This window comes from Caulobacter segnis (genome assembly GCF_019931575.1).
Classification (GTDB): domain Bacteria; phylum Pseudomonadota; class Alphaproteobacteria; order Caulobacterales; family Caulobacteraceae; genus Caulobacter; species Caulobacter segnis_C.
Genome location: NZ_CP082923.1, coordinates 2,145,360 through 2,165,729 on the forward strand (window position 1 = coordinate 2,145,360; position 20,370 = coordinate 2,165,729).

Annotated in this window: 17 protein-coding genes; 14 read left to right on the forward strand and 3 right to left on the reverse strand. The window is 67.9% G+C overall.

The features are described from left to right. Positions 1–4: 4 nt before the first annotated feature. Positions 5–1,165: an iron-containing alcohol dehydrogenase gene (locus tag K8940_RS10000; RefSeq protein WP_223395198.1), complete on the reverse strand. Its 1,161-nt coding sequence runs from the start codon at positions 1,163–1,165 to the stop codon at positions 5–7. A 278-nt stretch (positions 1,166–1,443) separates the two neighbouring features. Here K8940_RS10000 and K8940_RS10005 point away from each other — a divergent pair, with 278 nt between their 5' ends. The 11 genes from K8940_RS10005 to K8940_RS10055 all read left to right on the forward strand — a co-directional run bounded on the left by K8940_RS10005 (position 1,444) and on the right by K8940_RS10055 (position 12,090). Continuing rightward, on the forward strand, positions 1,444–2,175 hold the full coding sequence (locus tag K8940_RS10005; RefSeq protein WP_223395199.1) for a GntR family transcriptional regulator: 732 nt from the start codon (positions 1,444–1,446) through the stop codon (positions 2,173–2,175). A 203-nt stretch (positions 2,176–2,378) separates the two neighbouring features. After that, positions 2,379–3,383: a helix-turn-helix domain-containing protein gene (locus tag K8940_RS10010; protein ID WP_223395200.1), complete on the forward strand. Its 1,005-nt coding sequence runs from the start codon at positions 2,379–2,381 to the stop codon at positions 3,381–3,383. Positions 3,384–3,406: 23 nt separating this feature from the next. Further along, on the forward strand, positions 3,407–4,879 hold the full coding sequence (locus tag K8940_RS10015) for an NAD-dependent succinate-semialdehyde dehydrogenase (protein WP_223395201.1): 1,473 nt from the start codon (positions 3,407–3,409) through the stop codon (positions 4,877–4,879). Between the two features lie 16 nt (positions 4,880–4,895). Continuing rightward, positions 4,896–5,831 carry a 3-keto-5-aminohexanoate cleavage protein gene (locus tag K8940_RS10020; protein WP_223395202.1) on the forward strand — a complete coding sequence of 312 codons (936 nt, stop codon included), beginning with the start codon at positions 4,896–4,898 and terminating at the stop codon, positions 5,829–5,831. Positions 5,832–5,878: 47 nt separating this feature from the next. Next, a complete protein-coding gene (locus tag K8940_RS10025; protein WP_223395203.1) occupies positions 5,879–6,616 on the forward strand; it encodes an SDR family oxidoreductase in 738 nt (245 codons plus the stop codon). A gap of 2 nt (positions 6,617–6,618) precedes the next feature. Further along, positions 6,619–7,473 (forward strand): amidohydrolase family protein, encoded by an 855-nt coding sequence (locus tag K8940_RS10030; protein ID WP_223395205.1) that lies wholly within the window; start codon positions 6,619–6,621, stop codon positions 7,471–7,473. 158 nt (positions 7,474–7,631) lie between these two features. After that, positions 7,632–8,966 carry an MFS transporter gene (locus K8940_RS10035; protein ID WP_223395206.1) on the forward strand — a complete coding sequence of 445 codons (1,335 nt, stop codon included), beginning with the start codon at positions 7,632–7,634 and terminating at the stop codon, positions 8,964–8,966. Positions 8,967–8,987: 21 nt separating this feature from the next. Next, positions 8,988–9,434, forward strand: coding sequence for a nuclear transport factor 2 family protein (locus K8940_RS10040; protein WP_223395207.1), 447 nt, complete (start codon positions 8,988–8,990; stop codon positions 9,432–9,434). A 24-nt stretch (positions 9,435–9,458) separates the two neighbouring features. Next, on the forward strand, positions 9,459–10,382 hold the full coding sequence (locus K8940_RS10045; protein WP_223395208.1) for a hypothetical protein: 924 nt from the start codon (positions 9,459–9,461) through the stop codon (positions 10,380–10,382). Further along, on the forward strand, positions 10,382–11,167 hold the full coding sequence (locus K8940_RS10050) for an HpcH/HpaI aldolase family protein (protein ID WP_223395209.1): 786 nt from the start codon (positions 10,382–10,384) through the stop codon (positions 11,165–11,167). The genes K8940_RS10045 and K8940_RS10050 overlap by 1 nt, the downstream gene beginning before the upstream one ends. A gap of 14 nt (positions 11,168–11,181) precedes the next feature. After that, positions 11,182–12,090 (forward strand): amidohydrolase family protein, encoded by a 909-nt coding sequence (locus K8940_RS10055; protein ID WP_223395210.1) that lies wholly within the window; start codon positions 11,182–11,184, stop codon positions 12,088–12,090. A gap of 42 nt (positions 12,091–12,132) precedes the next feature. Here the strand turns inward: K8940_RS10055 and K8940_RS10060 are convergent, their stop codons facing one another. After that, positions 12,133–12,393, reverse strand: coding sequence for a helix-turn-helix domain-containing protein (locus K8940_RS10060; protein ID WP_223395211.1), 261 nt, complete (start codon positions 12,391–12,393; stop codon positions 12,133–12,135). 322 nt (positions 12,394–12,715) lie between these two features. Here K8940_RS10060 and K8940_RS10065 point away from each other — a divergent pair, with 322 nt between their 5' ends. Then, complete coding sequence (locus K8940_RS10065) at positions 12,716–13,393, forward strand: FadR/GntR family transcriptional regulator (protein ID WP_223395212.1); 678 nt, start codon at positions 12,716–12,718, stop codon at positions 13,391–13,393. Here K8940_RS10065 and K8940_RS10070 read toward each other — a convergent pair. Beyond that, complete coding sequence (locus tag K8940_RS10070) at positions 13,364–13,891, reverse strand: gluconokinase (RefSeq protein WP_411675600.1); 528 nt, start codon at positions 13,889–13,891, stop codon at positions 13,364–13,366. The two genes, K8940_RS10065 and K8940_RS10070, sit on opposite strands and share 30 nt — an antisense overlap. A gap of 278 nt (positions 13,892–14,169) precedes the next feature. On the opposite strand from K8940_RS10070, the gene K8940_RS10075 reads away from it, so the two are divergent. Then, a complete protein-coding gene (locus K8940_RS10075; RefSeq protein ID WP_411675590.1) occupies positions 14,170–17,130 on the forward strand; it encodes a glycosyl hydrolase family 28-related protein in 2,961 nt (986 codons plus the stop codon). 77 nt (positions 17,131–17,207) lie between these two features. Further along, positions 17,208–20,246, forward strand: a complete 3,039-nt coding sequence (locus K8940_RS10080) for a glycosyl hydrolase family 28-related protein (protein WP_223395218.1) — start codon at positions 17,208–17,210, stop codon at positions 20,244–20,246. Positions 20,247–20,370 lie beyond the last annotated feature (124 nt).

Sequence of the window (20,370 nt, forward strand, 5' to 3'; positions counted from 1 at the left end):
GAGCCTACCAGGCTGCTTCGTAGATCGCGCGCGCGTCGGCTTCGGTCAGGACGCGGGGATTACGCTCCAGGAGGCGCGTGACCTTCATCGCCGCCGTGGCCATGCGGGGGATGGCCTGCCGCTCGATGCCGAAGTCCGACAGGCGGCGCTTGATCCCGCAGGCGTCGGCCAGGGCGATGACCCGCTCGACGCCGGCCAGGGCGTCGGCCATCGGATCGCCGCTGGGCGCCACGCCCAGGGCCTGGGCGATGTCGGCATAGCGCTCGGGAGAGGCCTCGATGTTCAGGCGCAGCACGTGCGGCAGCAGCAGGGCGTTGGCCACGCCGTGGGCGATGTGGAACTCGCCGCCCAGCGGGTAGGCCAGGGCGTGCACGGCCGCGGTGTTCACCGGACCCAGGCACAGGCCGCCATAGTAGCTGGCGATCATCATCGCCGACCGGGCCTTCAGGTCGTCGCCATGCTTGCAGGCGCGCTCGATGTTGTCGGCGATCAGGCGGATGCCGCCCAGGGCGTAGACGTCGATCAGCGGATGAGCGAACCGATTGGCGTAGGCCTCGATGCAGTGGGTCAGGGCGTCCAGGCCCGTCGCGGCGGTCACCGAGGGCGGCATGGTCACCGTGAGGGCCGGATCCAGATAGGCCGCGTCGGGCACTAGGTGCGGGCTGACGACGCCCTTCTTCAGATCCTCGTCCTCGTCGCCGAGGATGGCGATCGGTGTGACCTCGCTGCCCGTGCCGGCGGTGGTCGGGACACAGGCCAGCCAGAGGTCGCGACAGGCCACCAGGTCGGTGCCCAGCACCTCCATGATGCCCTGCCGGCCGTCGTAGAGAGCGGCGACCAGCTTGGCGACGTCCATCGCGCTGCCGCCGCCCAGTCCGACGACGGCGTCGGCCTCGCAGGCGCGAGCGGCCGCTAGGGCCGCCTCGAATTCCTTGAGAGTCGGTTCGCCCACCAGGTCATGCCAGAGGGTGGCGCGGACGCCCGCCGCTTCCAGGGTCTCGACCAACGGCCGGCACAGGAACAGCGTGGGCTCGGTGGTGGCGATGAAGACCGATGTGGCGCGACGGGAGACGAGGTCGAAGGCGCATCGCTGCAAGGCCCCCGGTCCGAACGTGAGCGTTCCCGCGTTGACCATGCTGATGAGCCTTTGCTCGCCCGACTCCATCGGCCTTTTCCTTCTATCGCCTGCAAGAGGACTAGGGCTGGCGGAGGAGGGGCACTTGCTCGTAGAGGCACCCCGACTTGCACCGGCGCTGTGGCCGGCTCGCGGGCGCGGATGTCGTCGCGCGAAAAGAATGGCGCCGCTAAAGGCAAGGTCCAGGTCGCGAAGCGGTCTAGAAGGAGCGGCTGTTCTCTCGCGAGGACGTTACAGGCATTATACAGCGGACGAACCGGCGCCTTGGCGACGGCGAGTCCGAACCAGCGAACTATCAGGAGGCCCCCGTGGCTCGCCGTTCTCCCGTCCGCGAAGATCACGTCAGCGTGGCGCCCGACGGCGACGCCCGTGATCGAGCCGAGGCGGGGCAGGGGCGGATCAAGCGCTCGCCCGGCTATGTCGAGGAGGTCTTCGAGGTCATCCGCGCCGACATCATGTCGCTGGCCATTCCGCCGGACACGCGAATCTCGATCGATGATCTGGCGCGCCGCCTGGGCGTGTCCCAGACCCCGATCCGTGAAGCGCTGAGCATGCTGGAAGCGATCGGCCTGGTCACCAAGCGCCACTTCGCCGGCTATTGCAGCGCGCCCCAGCTGAACCGCCGGCAACTGGATCAGCTGTATGAAGCCCGTCTGCTGATCGAGCCGTTCGCCGCGCGCCGCGCCGCCGAGCAGATGGACGACACGGCGATGGCCGAACTGGTCGCCCTGGCCGACGCCATGACGCCGGGCGAGTCGCGCCAGTCCTACGACAAGTTCGCCGACCAGGATTCCGAGCTGCACGACCTGATCGCGGCGGGCAGCGGCAATCCGATCATCCGCGAGACGCTGTCGCGTCTGCACTCGCACCTGCACATCTTCCGCCTGCGCTTCCATAGCGAGGTGACGACCGAGGCGGTCAACGAGCACGCGGACCTGATCGCGGCCCTGACGTCGCGCGATCCTGACGCCGCCGAGAAGGCTATGCGCGAGCATATCCAGCGCTCGTACGCCCGCGTGGTGCCGTTCGCGGGCGAATAGCTCCGCGACAAGAACATCCGAAATCGATCTCCATCCCAAGACGTCGCCTGGGCTGGAGCGCCCGCGCGGCGTGCGTCGACATGCCTGTAGCGGCAGGAAAACCGCGCTTGCGCCTGATCCGGAAAATACTGCTTTCCATATTTCCTATATGATATAGGAAATTGCTCAGGGAGGGTACGCTCCCAGTTAGGGGAGGCGCTGCGTTGAACGTCTTCAATTCAAGCGATCTGACGGGCCGGTCGGCTCCTGGTGGATGGGCGGGCCTGTTCGCCAGCCAGATCGAAGCGATGGATTTCATCCCCGCCAAGCCAGACGCCTTCATGGCGGAGCTGGCCAGCAGCGACCTGGGGCCGCTGCGCATGGCGCGGCTGACCTGCGGGCGGACGACGATCGAGCGTGGCGCCTCGCGGATCGCCGCCCATAAGGGCAGGCCGACCTATCTCTTGATGCTGCAGGTGCGCGGCGAGGCCGAGGTCAGCCACTACGGCAAGGTCTCGACCCTGGCCGAGGGCGACTTCGTGCTGTGCGACAGCGCCGCGCCTATCAAGATCCGCTTTCTCGACGACGTCGAGACGCTGTTTCTCAAGGTCGAGGCTTCGGTCCTGAAGGAACACCTGCCATCGCCAGAATGCTTCTGCGGTCGCGCCTTGCGGACCAGCGAGGGCTTGACGGCGACGGCGACGGCCATGGCCCTGAACCTGTTCGGTCACCTCGAGGCCGGGCTGTCGCTGAACTATCGGGATCGTGTCGCGCGGCATCTGCTGGACATCGTCGCGACGGCCTACGCCCTGGCCTTCGACGCGCCCAGCTCGCGTTCGTCGGTCGTCAGCGGCCGCTGCGCGACGGTGAAGCTCTTCATCGAGCAGCACCTGCGCGACCCCGAGCTGACGCCGTGCTCGGTGGCCGCCGGCACGAAGCTGTCGACGCGCTACCTGCGGATGATCTTCGCCAGCGAGAACGAGACGGTGTCGGCCTATATATTGCGCCGGCGGCTGGAGCAGTGCGCCCGGCAGATCGCCGATCCCGCCTGGCGCGGTCACTCGATGACCGAGATCGCCTTCGGCTGGGGCTTCAACAGCGCCCCGCATTTCACGCGCACCTTCCGAGACCGATTCGGCCTCCCGCCGCGCGAATACCGCCGGCTGAAGCTGGAGCAGGAGGGCGGAGCCTTCGGGACCCGAACGCGACAAGCTGCCCGGGCGGCCTGATGCAACATTCAGACATGAGGTTGATGGTGACCACGACGGAAGCCCGCCGAACCACGCTCGCGCGCCCGGACCTGCTGCGCTCGCAGGCCTACTACGCCGGCGCCTGGCGCGACGCCGCTTCGGGCGAGACCATCGCCGTGACGGATCCGTTCTCGGGTGAGACCCTGGCCCAGGTGGCCCTGGTCGGCGAAGGCGAGATCCAGGCGGCGATCGCGGCGGCCGAAGCGGCGTTTCCCCGATGGTCACGGACCCCGCATCGGGAGCGGGGCGCGCTGCTGCGCCGCTGGCTGGAGCTGATCGAGCGCGACAAGGAAGATCTGGCGCGCCTGATCACCTTGGAGAATGGCAAGCCGCTCAAGGAAGCGCGCGCCGAGGTCGCCTACGGCGCCGGCTTTATCGAGATCTATGCCGAGATGGCGGCAGGCGTCCTGGGCGAGATCATCCCGCCGAACGCGCCCGGGCGACGGCTCTTGGTCGAGCGCGAGCCCATCGGGGTCTGCGCGGCGATCACGCCGTGGAACTTTCCGATGGCCATGCTGACGCGCAAGATCGCCCCGGCCCTGGCGGCGGGCTGCGTCATGGTCTGCAAGCCGGCCAGCGAGACGCCGCTGACCGCCCTGGCCCTGGCCGCGCTGGCCGAGGAAGCGGGTATTCCGCCTGGCGTGCTGAGCGTGCTGGTCAGCACACCGGCCCTGTTCGGCGACATCGTCACCGCCTCCAGCGCAGTTCGGAAGATCACCTTTACGGGATCGACCGGGGTCGGGGCCAAGCTGATGGCTGCCTCGGCGCCGACCATCAAACGTTTGTCGCTGGAGTTGGGCGGCAACGCGCCGCTGCTCATCTTCGACGACGCCGATCTCGACACCGCCGTCGAGACCGCGATGGTCGCCAAGTTCCGCAACGGCGGGCAGAGCTGCATCGCCGCCAACCGGATCTACGTCCAACGCGGCGTCTATGAGGCCTTCCTGGCGGCCTTCCAGGCGCGGATCGGCGCGCTGAAGGTCGGCGATGGCCTGGATCCAGCCACCGACATCGGGCCGCTGATCAGCGGCCGGGCGGTCGAGAAGGTCGAGCGTCATCTGGACGAGGCCCTGGCCGGCGGCGGCCGTCTGGTCCATGGCGGCCGCGGCGACGGCTCGCTGCTGTCGCCGCCGACCCTGGTGGCCGACGTCGCCAGCGACGCCCTGCTGACCCGTGAGGAGACCTTCGGCCCGCTGGCCGGGGTGATCCCGTTCAAGACCTACGACCAGGCGATCGCTCGCGCCAACGACACGCCGTTCGGCCTGGCGGCCTATGTCTGCTCGTCGCGTCCGGACACCATCGCCCAGGCGGGGCGCGACCTGGAGACGGGCATGGTCGGGATTAACACGGGCCTGATCTCGACGGCCGCAGCGCCGTTCGGCGGGGTCAAGTCCTCGGGGGTCGGACGAGAGGGCTCGCATCACGGGCTCTCCGAGTACCTGAACTACAAGTACCTGTGCCAGGCTGGCCTCTAGGTCGGGAGGACCAACGATGCGTCAATCCAAGAAGATCATCATCACCTGCGCGCCGACGGGCTCGATCCATACGCCATCGATGTCGCCGCACCTGCCGATCACACCGGACGAGATCGCCGAGGCCGCCATCGAAGCGGCCGCCGCCGGAGCCTCGATCCTGCATCTCCATGCTCGCGATCCCATCGACGGGCGACCGAGCCCCTCGGCCGAACACTTCGGCGCCTTCCTGCCGCGGATCAAGCAGGCCACCGACGCGGTGATCAACATCTCAACCGGCGGCAGCTCGACCATGTCTCTGGATGCCCGGCTGGAGGCGGCCTTCGCTTTCAAGCCGGAGGTCTGCTCGCTGAACATGGGCCCGCTGATCTTCGACTTCAGCGGCGCCGGCGCGCGGGTTGAGACCTGGCGGCACGATTGGGAGCGCGAGTACGTCGAAACCTCGCGCGGCCGGATCATGTACAACGACAACGTCTATATCGAGCGCATCATGCGCGAGATCGGGCAGGGGCTCGGCACGCGCTTCGAATTCGAGTGCTACGACATCGGCCATCTCTACACCTTGGCGCACTTCGCCGAGCGGGGCCTGATCAAGCCGCCATTCCTGATCCAGGGCGTGTTCGGCATCCTGGGCGGCATCGGACCGGACGTGCGCAACCTGGCTCACATGGTCACCGTCGCCGACAGCCTGTTCGGCGACGACTACGTCTTCTCTGCCTTCGCCGCGGGCCGCCATCAGATGCCCTTCTGCACCCAGAGCGCGCTGCTGGGCGGCAATGTCCGGGTGGGGCTGGAGGACAGCCTCTACATCGGCCGTGGCGAGCTGGCGAAATCCAACGCCGAGCAGGTGAGCAAGATCCGAGGGATCATCGAGGCCCTAGGGCTCGACGTCGCCAAGCCTGACGAGGCGCGCCAGATGCTGGACCTCAAGGGCGGCGACGCCGTCGGCTTCTGAAGTCGAAGCCCAAGAAGCCAACGAATACGGGAAGGAAGCGAAAGATCATGACGGACAAGGGCGTCTTCCTGGTGACGGGCGGCAGCCGGGGGATCGGCGAGGCGATCGCGCGATCGGCGGCGGCGGAAGGCTATTTCGTGCTGCTGACCTATGTCGGCCAAGTCGAACGCGCGCGCGCCGTGGTCGACGCCATTCGAGCGTCGGGCGGCCGGGCCGAGGCGGTGCAGGCCGACACCGGCGTTCCGGCTGACGTGGCGCGGATGTTCGAGGCCGCGGATCAGCACGGGACGCTGGCGGCCCTGGTCTACAACGGCGGTGTCACCGGGGGCGTGGGGCTGCTGGCCGACCAGACGGACGAGACCCTGGAGCGCGTCATCGCCGTCAACTTGACCGGCGCTCTGATCAGCTGCCGCGAGGCCGTCAAGCGCATGTCGACGCGGCTGGGCGGGCAGGGCGGCTCGATCGTCCTGCTGTCCTCGCGCGCCGCGAGCCTGGGCTCGCCCAACCAGCACCTGTGGTACGCGGCTTCCAAGGGCGGCGTCGACAGCTTGAACCTCGGCCTGGCCAAGGAGGTCGCGGGCGAGGGGATCCGCGTCAACTGCGTCTCGCCCGGTCCTATCGCCACCGAGATTCACGCGCCGGGCCGTCTCGACGCCATCCGCGACTCCCTGCCGATGAAGCGCGAGGGGACGCCGGAAGAGGTCGCGGCCGTCGTGATGTTCCTGGTGTCGGACGCGGCGTCCTATGTCGCCGCCGCCAACATCGAAGTCGCCGGCGCGCGCTGACCGTGGCGACGGACGCTTCCATTCCGGGCGACGCGCCGATCGTCGACTGCCACGCGCATGTCTTCACCCGAGACCTGCCGCTGGTCGCGGACGCCTGGAACGCGCCGGCCTACGACTACACGCCCCAGGACTACCTGGCCGAGCTGGATCGCCAAGGGATCCATTTCGGCGTGCTGTCGGGCCTGAGCATCTCGGGGACCTACAACGAGTACACCATCGCCGCCGCCAAGCTGAGCCCGCGTCTGCGGGCGACCGCGATCGTCGCGCCGGATACGGATCCCCACGTCCTGCGCCGCATGCGCGATGATGGCGTGGTCGGGATCCGTTTCCAGCTGGTCCGCCGGGCGGTTCTCCCGGACTTCACAGACGGGGCCCATCGTCTGCTGCTGCGCCGGGTGCGCGACCTCGACTGGCATGTCCATGTCGCCATCGAGGGGGAACGGATACAGCCGACCCTGGCGGCGCTGGAGGCTTCGGGCGTCAAGTTGGTGCTGGATCACTTCGCCCATCCGGAGCCCGCCAAGGGGATCGCCTGTCCAGGCTTCCAGGCGGCGATCGACGCCGCGCAGCGCGGTCGGGCCTGGATCAAGCTGGCCGCCGGCTTCCGCCTCGGCGGACCGGACGCCTGGCGCGACCCCGACCTGCCGCGCGCCGAAGCGATCGCCGAGGCCGCCGCCGCAGAGCTGATGGCCCGGGTCGGGCCCGAGCGACTGCTGTGGGGCAGCGACGCGCCGTTCGTCGGTTACGAGGGTTGCATGACCTACGACCGGGCTCTTGCGCAGCTGGCGAGTTGGGCGCCGGATCCGGCGGCGCGCAGGGCTTTGTCGGACACGGCCTTGCGCTTCTACTTCGCTTGAGACGGCAACTTCCAAAGCCGACCGGGACAAGCCGCCCGGCGGTCGCGGAATAGGCTGATCAGATACCGTCAGGCTGGACCTGGCGCGCGATTTCCGGCCTCGCGGCCACCTAACGAGAGACGCGGGAGCGCCCGCGCGGAGAGGATGAAACGCCGATGATGGGCTGGTACCGAGAGGCCGACCGCAAGACACGCCGCGTCTTCTGGACGTGCGGCGCCGGCTGGGCGATGGACAGCGCCGACGGGCTGGTCTTCCAGTACATGATCCCGGTCCTGGTCGCGGCTTTCGGCATGACCCTAGCCGAAGCCGGCTACATCGCCAGCGCCAACTACATCGCCGCCGCCGTAGGCGGCTGGCTGGGGGGCTGGCTTAGCGACCGCTTTGGCCGGGCGCGGATCCTGCAGCTGACGATCCTGTGGTTCTCGGTGTTCTCGTTCGTCTCGGGCTTCGCCCAGAACTACGAGCAGCTGTTCGCAGCGCGGATCCTGCAGGGGATCGGTTTCGGGGCCGAATGGGCGGTGGGAGCCGTCCTGCTGGGCGAGATGATCGCGCCCAAGCACCGGGGCAAGGCTCTGGGCGTCGTGCACAGCGGCGCGGCGATTGGTTCGGGCGTCGCGGCCCTGCTGGCCGGACCGTTCGCGGCGATGTTCCCGGCCGACATTGGCTGGCGCGCGGTGTTCTGGATCGGCCTGTTGCCCGCCATCCTGGTGTTCTTTGTTCGCCGGGGGTCGGACGACGCCGAGATCTATCGCGCCGCCCAGCAGCGCGCGGCGGAAACGGGCCGGCGGCCGATGATCGCCGACATCTTCGGCCGGCGGGTTCTTCGCACCACAGTCCTGGCCTCGCTGTTGTCGCTGGGCACGCAGGGCGCGGCCTTCGCCATCAGCGCCTACCTGACCAGCTTCCTGACCCTGGAGCGCCACATGAGCGTCTCCCTGGCGGGGACCTGCGTGATGCTCAACAGCGCCGGCGGTTTCTTCGGTTTCCTGGTCAACGCCTACATCTCCGACCAGGTCGGCCGGCGCGGCGCGTTCCGGCTGTTCGGGGCGGGCTTCATCCTGTCGGCGGCGATCTACCTGTTCGCGCCGGTGGGGGACTCGGCGACCTTCCTGATCCCGGCAGGTTTCGTCTACGGCTTCTTCCAGTTCGGCATCTACGCCTCGTTCGGCCCCTATTTCACCGAGCTCTTCCCGACCGAGGTGCGGGCCACCGGCCAGGCCTTCGCCTACAACCTGGGGCGCGGCGGCAGCGCCCTGTTGATCACCGGCGTCGCCATCCTGGCCAAGACCCTGCCGTTGAGCGTGGCGATGGCCGTGCTGGCGATCTTCGCCATGGCCTGCTCGTTCCTCACCACCCTGCTGTTGCCCGAGACCGCCGGCCGGGCGCTGCACAGTCTCGACGACGATCCGACCGAAACCACGTCCGAAGCGGAAGGCAAGCCTCTGCGCCCTGTCGAGCAAGACGCGGTCGGCGCGGCCAATAACGTCGGCTGAACCCCTATCGAGGACCCTTGAATGTACGATCCCAAGCTTGCGGAACTGACCTTCGAACTGCAGCAGCAGCTCGCTGACTACTGGCACGAAATCGACACCAACGGCGGTCGCGAGGCCCACGCCTACTACACCGACGACGCGGTGTTCCATGGCCAGAAGGCCTCGTACGAGGGCAAGGCCAAGATCCAGGCGTTCTACGATTGGCGCATCGCCCAGGGACCGCGCCTGGCCGTGCACAGCTTCACCAACTTCCGCGCCTGGTTTACCGGCGAGGATACCGCCGAAAGCAGCTGCTACCTCTTCCTCTACGCCGCCAACGGCGAGAAGATCCTGCCCAGCGCGCCGCCGATCTCGATCTCGATGGCCACCGATAAGTACCAGCGCGTCGGTGACCGCTGGCTTTGCACCTATCGCCGGTTCGAGCACTGGTTCGAGGGCGACACCCCGATCACCAATCCCAAGCTCTGAGCCGCCCAAGAAGAGAGGCCGACCATGTCCACGATGTACGCCGACGCCGACCCCCGTTCGCGGCTGGCGACCGCCAAGGCCGCCGCCACGCCCGCCGTCACCGACGGGTTCGGGGCCTCGTCCTATGCGCTGTTCGGCGACAGCCCGCCGCAGATCGACGACGACACCGGCCGCACGTGGCTGACGCGCGGGGCGAACTTCGTCGTCGCCTACACCCTGGCCAAGCCCGGCGCGGTGCTGAACCGTCAAGGGCAGGTCGATGAGTATGTCCTGCTGCTCGAGTCGCCTGGTCCTCGGGCCCTGGTCACCGCCGGAGGCGAGACGATCGCGGTGGGCGGCGAGCACATCGCCTTCATCCCGCCCGGCGACAGTCGGATCGAGCTGCCCGAAGGCGGCGAGGTCGTGCGGTTGTTCACCAGCGCTTCCGAGGATCTGGCGGCGCTGTGCTCGAACGCCGAGACCTACGCCAACGGCGCGCCCCACATTCCGCCGCTGGTTCGCTGGCCCGACCCGCCCGGCGGCTTCAGGATCCGCAAGTACGCGCTGAACGTGCCGGCCCAGGAGGGACGGTTCGGCCGGATCTGGCGTTGCACGACCTTCATGGTCAACGTGTTCGAGCCGGCCGGGCCGCGTGATCCCAACAAGCTGTCGCCGCACTTCCATGACGACTTCGAGCAGTGCTCGCTGGCCATGGGCGGCAGCTTCGTCCACCACCTGCGCTGGCCCTGGACCGCCAAGCTGTCCGATTGGCGCGACGACGAGCACGTGACCTGTCCGGCCCCGTCGGTGGCGGTGATCCCGGCCAAGGCGATCCACACCTCGGCCTCGGTCGCGCCGGGCATGGGCAACCTGCTGGTCGACATCTTCTCGCCGCCGCGCAAGGATTTCTCGGACATGGCCGGGTGGGTGCTGAACGCGGCCGACTATCCCGCGCCGGCGGAGGCGTGATGCACGCGCACAGTGAAGTCCAGCGTCGGTTCCGCCAGCGTCTCGAAGGTCGCGAGCGGTTGCTCGGCACGTTCCTGAAGACCGCCACCGGCCATGCGACCGAGATCCTGGGCGGCGCCGGCTTCGATTTCGTGGTCGTCGACGCCGAACACGCGCCGTTCTCGACCGGCGACATCGACCTGATGATGCTGGCCGCCCGCGCGGCCGGCATTCCCAGCGTGGTGCGGGTGGCGTCCAGCGACGAATCCAATCTGCTGCAAGCGTTGGACTGCGGCGCCGCCGGCGTGCTGACCCCGCACGTGACCAGCGCCGCCAGGCTGCGCGAGATCGTCTCGGCCTGCCGTTACCATGGCGGTGCGCGGGGCTTCTCCAACTCGCCTCGAGCGGGGGAATACGGCGCGCGCGGCTTCGCCGACCACATGGCCAACGCCGACGCCTCGACCGCGATCATCGCCATGATTGAGGACCCCGAAGCCGTTGATCAGCTGGACGAGATCTTCACGGTCGAGGGACTGACGGCGGCCTTCATCGGACGCGGCGATCTCTCGGCCCGACTGGGGGCGCCCCATGTCGGCGACCCGATGATCACGGCCATGGTGGCGCGGATCACCGAGGCGGCGCGGCGGCACGGCATTCCCTTGATCGCCCATGTGGGCTCGGGCGGCGACCCCGATGTGGCGCGGCTGGGCGAGGCGGGGGTCACCGGCTTCCTGGTCTCGTCCGACCAGGGCCTGCTGCGTCAGGGCGCGCTCGCCGCGCGCAAGGCTTTTGACGGTCAGGCCTAGTTCACGACATGGACATGCTTTTCGACACCCACGCCCACCTGATCGCCGATGATTGGGAGCGCTACAAGGCCCGGCCGTTCACGCCCGATCTGCCCGTTCCCGACCGTCCGGCCTACAGCGTCACGGTCGACGCCCTGATCGGCATGATGGACGAACACCGGGTGGAGCGCGCCTGCCTGGTCCAGCGCGGCCATGTCTACGGCTATGACAACAGCTACATCCTCGACGCCGCGCACGAGCATCCCGGGCGGCTGCACCCCGTGGTGATTCTCGACACCCAGGATCCGGCGACCCCGGCGCTCTACCGGGAGATGGTGCGTGACCATCACTGCCGGGGCTTCCGCATGGCCAACGCCCGGCCCTGGCTGTTGGACACCGCCTGGATGAGCTCGCCGGCCGCGATGGAGGTCTGGAAGGCGTGCGCCGATCTCGGCACGCCGATGACCATGATCATGTTCATGAACCAGCTGCCGTACCTGCTGCCGCTGGTAAAGATCATCGCCAAGCAGTTCCCCGACCTGCCGATCCTGCTGGACCACGGCGCCATGCCCTTCGGCATGACCCAATACGAGGTCAAGCTGGCGCAGGAGGCGGGGGAGGCGGTGGTCATGCCGCCGGCGCCGGACTTCGGCATAGACCGCACGATCCGGATCTTCGAGGACGTCCCGAACGTCTATTTCAAGATCACCGAGATCAATTTCGAGCGCTGCGTGGCCGCGGATGTGCGGGCCGCGCGCATCGTGCGGCGCATGGTCGACAGCTTCGGCCCCGAGCGGCTGATGTGGGGCTCCGACATCGGGCAGAGCATGCTTTGGAGCTACGTCGAGAAGACGCGGATGGCCCGCGAGGCGGCTGACTTCCTGAGCCCGGAGGAGCGGCGCGGCTTCCTGCACGACAACGCCGCGCGCGTTTATCGCCTGTAGGCCGGTTCATGCGACGCCGCGCCGACGAGGCGCGGCGTCTTGCTAGCGCGCCGCGGACCGAAGGCCCTGGACCAGGGATTGGGCGGCGATCGCGGCCTGGGTGCGGTTATGGACGTTGAGTTTGCGCATCAGCGCGGTCATGTGCGCCTTGACCGTGGCCTCGGCGATGCCGAGATCGAAGGCGATCTGCTTGTTGAGCAGACCCAGATTGACGCCCTCGAGCACCTTCATCTGGGTTGGCGTGAGTCCGCCAAGCGCGGCCTGCAGATCCTGGTCGGTAACGCGGACTTCCGTCGTGGTCATGCCTGATCCCCTGTCTCATCCCTGCGCATCCGTCGTGGCGGAGCGGCGCCCGTCTGTTTGTCGCCGATCTTGAGTCGGGCGATCCGGGTCGCGTGCAAGGATGGTAGCGCTATCTGTCGGACAGATTCAAGATATTTTAGAAATGTGAGCGCGAACATTGTAACGATAGCGTTGCAATCGCCAAATCTGTCATACAGGTTTGGCGTGTTGGGGCGTCTTGGATCAGGTCGTCGCGGCCGCCTGGCCGTCGGCCGGGGCGCGGGTGCTTTCAGTCAGCCGCGAATGGCCCGAAGGTGGCGTCAGCCGAACGGGAGATCGATCGATGAGCGAAGGCCGACTGGCGGACCGGGCCTATACGGGCATCGTCGAGATGATCAACAAAGACGGGCTGGAAGTCGGCGATCGTTTGCCGTCCGAGTCGCGCCTGGCGGAGATCTTCGGCATGTCGCGCACCGTGGTGCGCGAGGCGCTGGTTCGCCTGGCCGCCGACAGCATCACCGAGGCCCGGCGCGGGGCCGGTTCGTACGTGAAGAACCGTCCGTCCGACAAGCTGGGCGCCTACATGCCGTTGTCCGAGCTGCCGTCGACCATGGGCAGCTACGAAGTGCGGTTCGTGCTGGAGGCCGAGGCCGCGCGCCTGGCCGCGATGCGACGGTCGACCGAGGAGATGACCAGCATCGAGGAGGCGCTTTCGCGATTGCGCGCGGCGCTGCTGTCCAGCGCGCCCGCCCACGCCGAGGACATGGAGCTGCATCGCCAGATCGTGCTGGCCACGGCCAACCCCGCCTTCCTCGTCGCGTTCGAGGCGCTGGAGGCGGATGTCGACAAGATCATGCGCGCGGGGGTCGACATTTCGCGGTCTCGTCCGCCGGAAGCGATCGAGGCGATGATGCGCGAGCACGAGATGATCGTGGAAGCGATCCGGGCGCAGGACGGCGACGGCGCAGCGCTGGCCATGCGCTGGCACCTGTCATGCGGACGAAAGCGGCTGATGCCCTAGGTCTGCGGCGGTTCTGGGCGTCTGGAGCCAGGCGTGGGCGATGTCGCACAGGCGTTCTGGCGGCTCGGCGGCGTCGAGCGTGAAGACCGTCTCATCGGCGCCCGGACGCTCCAGGGTGGCCAGTTGGCTGTCCAGCAGGCTGGCGGGCATATAGTGGCCCGAGCGCTGGCTGAGCCGCCGGAGGAGCTCGTCGTGGCTGGCGTCCAGCAGCACGAAGCGCGTGGGGACCGGGATGGCCTCGCGCAGGCGTTCGCGGTAGCGGCGTCGCAGCGCCGAACAGGCCGCCACGACCGCGCCGCCCGAGGCGAGGGTGTCGCCGATGGCCGCGCCGAGCCGATCCAGCCACGGCCAGCGGTCTTCGTCGTCCAACGGTTGTCCGGCGCGCATCTTGGCGATCGCGCGAGCGTCGTGGAAGTCGTCGCCCTCCAGGAACGGGCAGTCCAGCCTTTGGGCCAGCAGCGCGCCCAGCGTCGACTTTCCGCTTCCGCTCACGCCCATGGCGATCACGGCGAGGCCGGCGGGTCTTGCGAGGCTGGATGATGGCGGCAAGCGGCGCCCCCGAAGCTGGCGGACGGGCAGGCGCATCGAAGCGACGCGCCAGGGTTGGGTTGGGTTTCTACCGGCGCGTCGGCGGAGCTGTAACTACGACCATGGTCGAGGATGGTGACGGGCGCCTCGCCCTCTAGTCTGCCGCCAAAGTAGATTTGGGGAGCGGCATGCGAGCGATCCTGTTGTCGGCGGTCTTGTCGGGGATGTGGGCGGCTTCGAGTCCCGCCATGGCGGCGGTCCCCTCCGTTTCGGCCCTGCCGATGACACCCGACGATCCTCGCGCGATCACGGTGAAGGCGGTGGGCGACGGCCGCGCCGACGACACCGACGCGGTCCAGAGGGCCATCGACGCCGCGCGGGACAAGACCGGTCACGGCCTGGTCTTCCTGCCGTCGGGCCGCTACCGCATCAGCCGCAGCATCCTGGTGCCGCCGGGCGTGCGCGTCTTCGGCGTTGGCAAGACCCGGCCGGTCTTCGTGCTGGGCGCCAACACGCCCGGCTTCCAGGAGGGCGTGGGTACGATGATCGTGTTCACGGGCGGCGACCAGTATCAGGTCGGCGACATTCCCGTGCCGGTCCCGACCGTGCGACCCGCCACGGCCAAGGTCCGCGACGCCAATTCCGGCACCTTCTATTCGTCGATGAGCAATGTCGACATCGAGATCGGCGACGGCAATCCGGCGGCGGCGGGAGTCCGGTTCCGGATGGCCCAGCACGCCTTCCTTAGGCATATGGATTTCCGCCTGGGGTCTGGCTTCGCCGGCGTCTACCAGGCCGGCAATGTCATGGAGGACGTCCACTTCCACGGCGGCCGCTACGGCATCGTCACCGAGAAGACGTCGCCCGCCTGGCAGTTCACCCTGATCGACTCCACCTTCGACGGCCAGCGCGACGCGGCGATCCGCGAGCATGAGGTCGACCTGACCCTGGTCAATGTGGCGATCAAGAACACGCCGGTCGGGATCGAGATCGACCGGGGCTACAGCGACAGCCTGTGGGGCAAGAACGTCCGCTTCGAGAACGTCTCCAAGGCGGGCGTCGTCATCTCGGCCGAGGACAGCGTCTTCACCCAGGTCGGCTTCGACAACGCCGTGGCGTCCAACACGCCGGTGTTCGCCCGCTTCCGCGACAGCGGCAAGACCGTGCCGGGTAAGGGCAAGGCCTATCGCGTGGCTTCGTTCACCTACGGCCTGACGCTGCCGGGTCTGGGCCAGATGGGGGAATATAAGACCCTTTCCGACATCACGCCGCTGAAGGCCCTGCCGACGGCCACGACGCCAGCGCTAAGGTCCCTGCCGCCGATGAGCGAGTGGACCAATGTCAAGACGCTGGGGGCCAAGGGCGATGGGACGGCCGACGACACCGCCGCGCTGCAGAAGGCGATCGACACCCATCGGGTGCTGTATCTGCCGACCGGCTTCTACATGGTCTCCGACACGCTGAAACTGCGTCCCGACACGGTGCTGATCGGCCTGCATCCGGCGCAGGCGCAACTGGTCATTCCCGACAACAATCCCGGCCACGTCGGGGTCGGGACGGTGAAGCCGATCCTGGAGACTCCGCGCGGCGGCGACAACATCCTGTCCGGGATCGGCCTCTTCACCGGGCGCGTGAACCCGCGCGCCTCAGCCCTGCTGTGGCGGTCGGGCGAAAAGTCTCTGGTCACCGACGTCAAGATCATGGGCGGCGGCGGCACGCCGACCTCGGACGGCAAGCCCCTGGGCGCGGCCCAGGCCCGCAGCGGCGATCCGGTGGCTGATGGCCGCTGGGACGCGCAGTACCCCAGCATCTGGGTCACCGATGGCGGCGGCGGGACGTTCGAGAACGTCTGGAGCCCCAACACCTTCGCCTCGGCGGGTTTCTACATCAGCGACACCAAGACGCCAGGTCACATCTACGAGGTCTCGGTCGAGCACCACGTGCGCAACGAGTTCGTGCTCGACAATGTCGAGAACTGGGAGTTCCTGGCCCCGCAGACCGAGCAGGAGGTCGGCGACGGCCCCGACGCGGTGTCGCTGGAGGTGCGCAACTCGAAGAACATCCTGTTCGCCAACTATCACGGCTATCGGGTCACGCGGTCGTATCATCCGGCCGAGACGGCGGTGAAGCTGCTCAACTCGTCCGACATCCGCTTCCGCAACGTCCACATCAACGCCGAGAGCGGCGTCGCCCTGTGCGACAAGATCGGCTGCGGCACCTATCTGCGGGCCAGCAAGTATCCCTTCGAGAACGCCATCCAGGACAAGACCTCCAAGCTGGAGGTGCGCGAGCGCGAGTTCGCGGTGCTGGACGTCAAGGGCGACCAGCCGGCGCCGGCTCCGGTCGATCCCAGGGTGAAGAAGCTGGAGACAGGCTTCTGGTCGATCTCCGGAGCGACGACGGGCGCGGACGGCGCGCTGTACTTCGTCGAGAAACGCTTCCAGCGAATTTATCGCTGGACCCAGGCCAAGGGCCTGGAGATCGTCCGCGACAGCTCTCTGGACCCGACCAACCTGGCGGTCGACCGTTCGGGCAATCTGCTGGTGGTCTCGTCCTACGGACCACAGGCCAGCGTCTACTCGATCGACCCGAACGGTCCGAAGGACGCGCTGACCATGATCGCGCCGACGGCCGCCGCGCCGCGCGCCGGGACCAAGACATTGCTGCCGGTCAACTGGTGGAACAACGGCGAGTTCAAGGATCAGTACGACCCGGCGAAGGGCGAGTTCACCACCCTGGCCGAGATGTTCGCCCGCGACGTCGGCGCGCCCAAGGCCCAGGAATATGTGTCACCCGACGGCAGCGTGTCGCTTCCCGCCTTCCGGGTATGGCAGCAGGGGCCGCCGGACCACGTCGGCTGGCGCTGGGCCGACAGCCTGCAGGCCCACGGCCTGATCGGCGGCGCGGTCGGCGAGCGGGTGTTTGTCACCAACGGCTCGGAGAACAAGACCTACAGCGGCCGGGTCGGCTCCGGCGGGACGCTCACCGACCTGAAGGTCTTCGCCAATCGGGGCGGGGAAAGCGTCGCGGTCGATGGCCAGGGCAATGTGTTCGTCGCCAACGGCCAGATCTTCCGGTACGCGCCCGACGGGCGTCAGGTCGGTCGCATCGACGTGCCGGAGCGGCCGCTGCAACTGATCTTCGGCGGCGAGGGCGGCAAGACCCTGTTCGTCCTGACCCATCATTCGCTCTACGCGGTGACGCCCTGAGGCGAGGGCGACGGGACTGAGACTTGCGTTTGTGCGCGACGGGGATCGAGATCCCGTCGCGGGTAGGGGAGTTCGGCATGAAGACCTGGCTTGGCGCTGTGAGCGCGGCGTCGATCGCGTTGGCCCTGGCGGCGAGTGGGCCTGTCTGGGCTTCGGTCTCGGTCTTCGCCACCGCGCCCGACGATCCCGCCGCGGTTGTGGTGAAGGCCAAGGGCGACGGCCGCGCCGACGACAGCGCCGCGCTCCAGGCCGCGATCGACGCCGCGGCCGCCAAGCCTGGCGGCGGTCTCGTCTTCCTGCCTTCCGGTCGTTACCGGATCAGCAAGACCCTCTTCCTGTGGCCGGGCGTGCGGGTGTTCGGCGTCGGGGCCACGCGCCCCGAGATCGTGCTGGGCGACGCCACGCCGGGTTTCCAGAAGGGCCTGGCCAACATGGTGATCGTCGCCGGGGCCAAGCCAGATCCGGCCCGCCGCGTGGCGTTCCCGCCGCCAGGCAGCGTGCCGTTCAACAAGGACATCCCGGACGCCAATTCCGGCACCTTCTACACCGCGATGAGCAACATCGACTTCAGGATCGGTCGCGGCAATCCGGCGGCGACGGCGATCCGTTTCCATGCCGCCCAGCATGCGTTCCTCAGTCACATGACGTTCGACATCGGTTCGGGCCTGGCGGGCCTCTACCAGATCGGCAACGAGGCCGAGGACCTGCACTTCAAGGGCGGGCGCTACGGCATCCTGACCGAGAAGCCGTCGCCGGCCTGGGGCTTCGTGCTGCTGGATTCGACTTTCGAGGGCCAGCGCGACGCGGCGATCCGCGAGCATGAGGCGGGTCTGACCCTGGTCAATGTCACGCTGCGCGACACGCCGATCGGAATCGACATCGACCGAGGCTACGGCGACTGGCTGTGGGGCAAGGACGTCCGCTTCGAGAACGTCTCGAAGGCCGGCGTGGTCATCTCCAACGAGCGTAACGTCTACACCCAGATCGGTTTCGAGAACGCGCTCGCCGCCAACACCCCGGTGTTCGCCCGCTTCCGCGACAGCGGCAAGACCACGCCCGGTCAAGGCAGGACCTACCAGGTCGCCGCCTTCAACCACGGCCTGACCCTGCCAGGACTGGGCCAGATGGGCGAGTACAAGACGACCGTGAAGGCCGAGGCTCTCGCGGCTCTACCGAAGGCGCGCGATCCGGCGATCCGGGCCCTGCCGCCGACGTCCGAGTGGACGAACGTGCGCGCGCTCGGGGCCAAGGGCGATAACGTCACCGACGACACCGCCGCCATCCAGAAGGCGATCGACACCCATCGCGTGGTCTACTTCCCGACTGGCTTCTACCGGGTCACCGACACCTTGAAGCTGCGGCCCGACAGCGTGCTGATCGGCCTGCACCCCAGTCTCACCCAGATCGTGCTGCCTGATCGCACCCCCGCCTACCAGGGCGTTGGCGCGCCCAAGGCGCTGGTGCGGTCGGCGGACGGCGGCGACGCCATCGTCTCGGGTCTTGGCCTCTATACCGATGGTCAGAATCCCCGCGCCACTGCCCTGCTCTGGACGGCGGGCGCGAACTCGCTGGTCAGCGACGTCAAGTTCCAGGGCGGTCACGGCACCAACCTGTATGATGGGACGCGCTTCAGCCCCTACAACGCCAACGCGTCGGCCGACGCCGATCCGGCCAAGCGCTGGGGCGGGCAATATCCCAGCCTGTGGGTGACCAACGGCGGGGGCGGTACGTTCTCGAACCTCTGGAGCCCCAGCACCTACGCCTATTCGGGCATCTACGTCTCCGACACCAAGACGCCCGGCCACGTCTACCAGGCCTCGGTCGAGCATCACCTGCGCTCGGAAATCAGCCTCAACCGCGTCGCCAACTGGGAGTTCCTGGCCCCACAGACCGAGGAGGAGGCGGGCGAGGGTGAGGAGACGGTTTCGCTGGAGATCCGCGACTCGCACGACATCCTGGTGGCCAACTATCACGGCTATCGCGTCACCCGGACGCGCCGTCCGGCGCCGGCCGCAGTCAAGGTCTACAACTCGCATGACATCCGCTTCCGCAACGTGGCGGTCAACGGCGAGAGCGGCTTCTCGACCTGCGACGAGAACGGCTGCGCGACCTTCCTGCGCCTGACCAAGTATCCGTACGAGAACGCGATTCAGGACGTGACCAGCGGCCTGGAGGTGCGCGAGCGTCAGTTCGCGGTGCTGGACCTGCCCGCCGCGCCGCCGCCGGTCACGCCCTCGGTCTTCCCCGCCGGGGCCAGGGTGGAGAAGCTGGCTGGCGACTTCTATTCGCTGGGCGGCGGAGCCGTGGACGCGGCCGGCACGCTCTATTTCGCCGACCGCCGCCACCAGCGCATCTACAGCTGGTCGGAGGCGCGCAAGCTGTCAATCGTGCGCGACAACACGCTGGACCCCATCAATCTGGCTGTCGACGCCTCCGGGAACCTGCTGGTGCTGTCGTCGGACGGCCGCGACGGTTCGGTCTACAGCTTCAAGCCGGGCAGTCCCGACACCGAGGTCCAGGTGATCGCGGCGACGCCGACCGCCGACCATCCCGGCGCGGCGACGGTGCTGCCGGTCAACTGGTGGAACAACGGTGAGTTCAAGGACCAGCTCGACCTCGACACCTATCAGTTCACGACCCTGGCCGAGATGTTCGCGCGCGACATGGCCCTGGCCAAGCCGAAGGAATACGTCTCGCCCGACGGCAGCCTGGTCCTGCCGGCCTATCGGGTCTTCCAGCAGGGACCGCCCGATCACCGGGGTCTGCGCTTCTCGGACTCGCTCGACACCTACGGCTTCACCACGGCCAAGCCTGGCCAGCGCGTGTTCGTCGCCAACAGCTCAGAGAACAAGACCTATAGCGGCCTCGTCGGACAGCACGGGGCGCTCACGGACCTGAAGCCGTTCGCGGACCGAGGCGGCGAGAGCGTCGCCTCTGACGGCGAAGGGCGCATCTACGTCGCCAACGGACAGGTGTTCGTTTACGCGCCGGATGGGCGAGAACTGGGGCGTCTGGACGTACCCGAGCGGCCCTTGCAGTTGGTGTTCGGTGGCCCAGACAAGCGGACCTTGTTCGTCCTGACGCACCACGCACTTTACGCCGTGCGGACCAAGTAGTCCCGCAATGGGAAATAAGGTCGCATGGGCCTACGACCATGGTCGTATAGTTAGCGGTCCCAACGTCTGACAAGTTCCTCCCAAGCCATCGAAGATGGTCTCAAAGAAAATTGGGAGGGTTGTA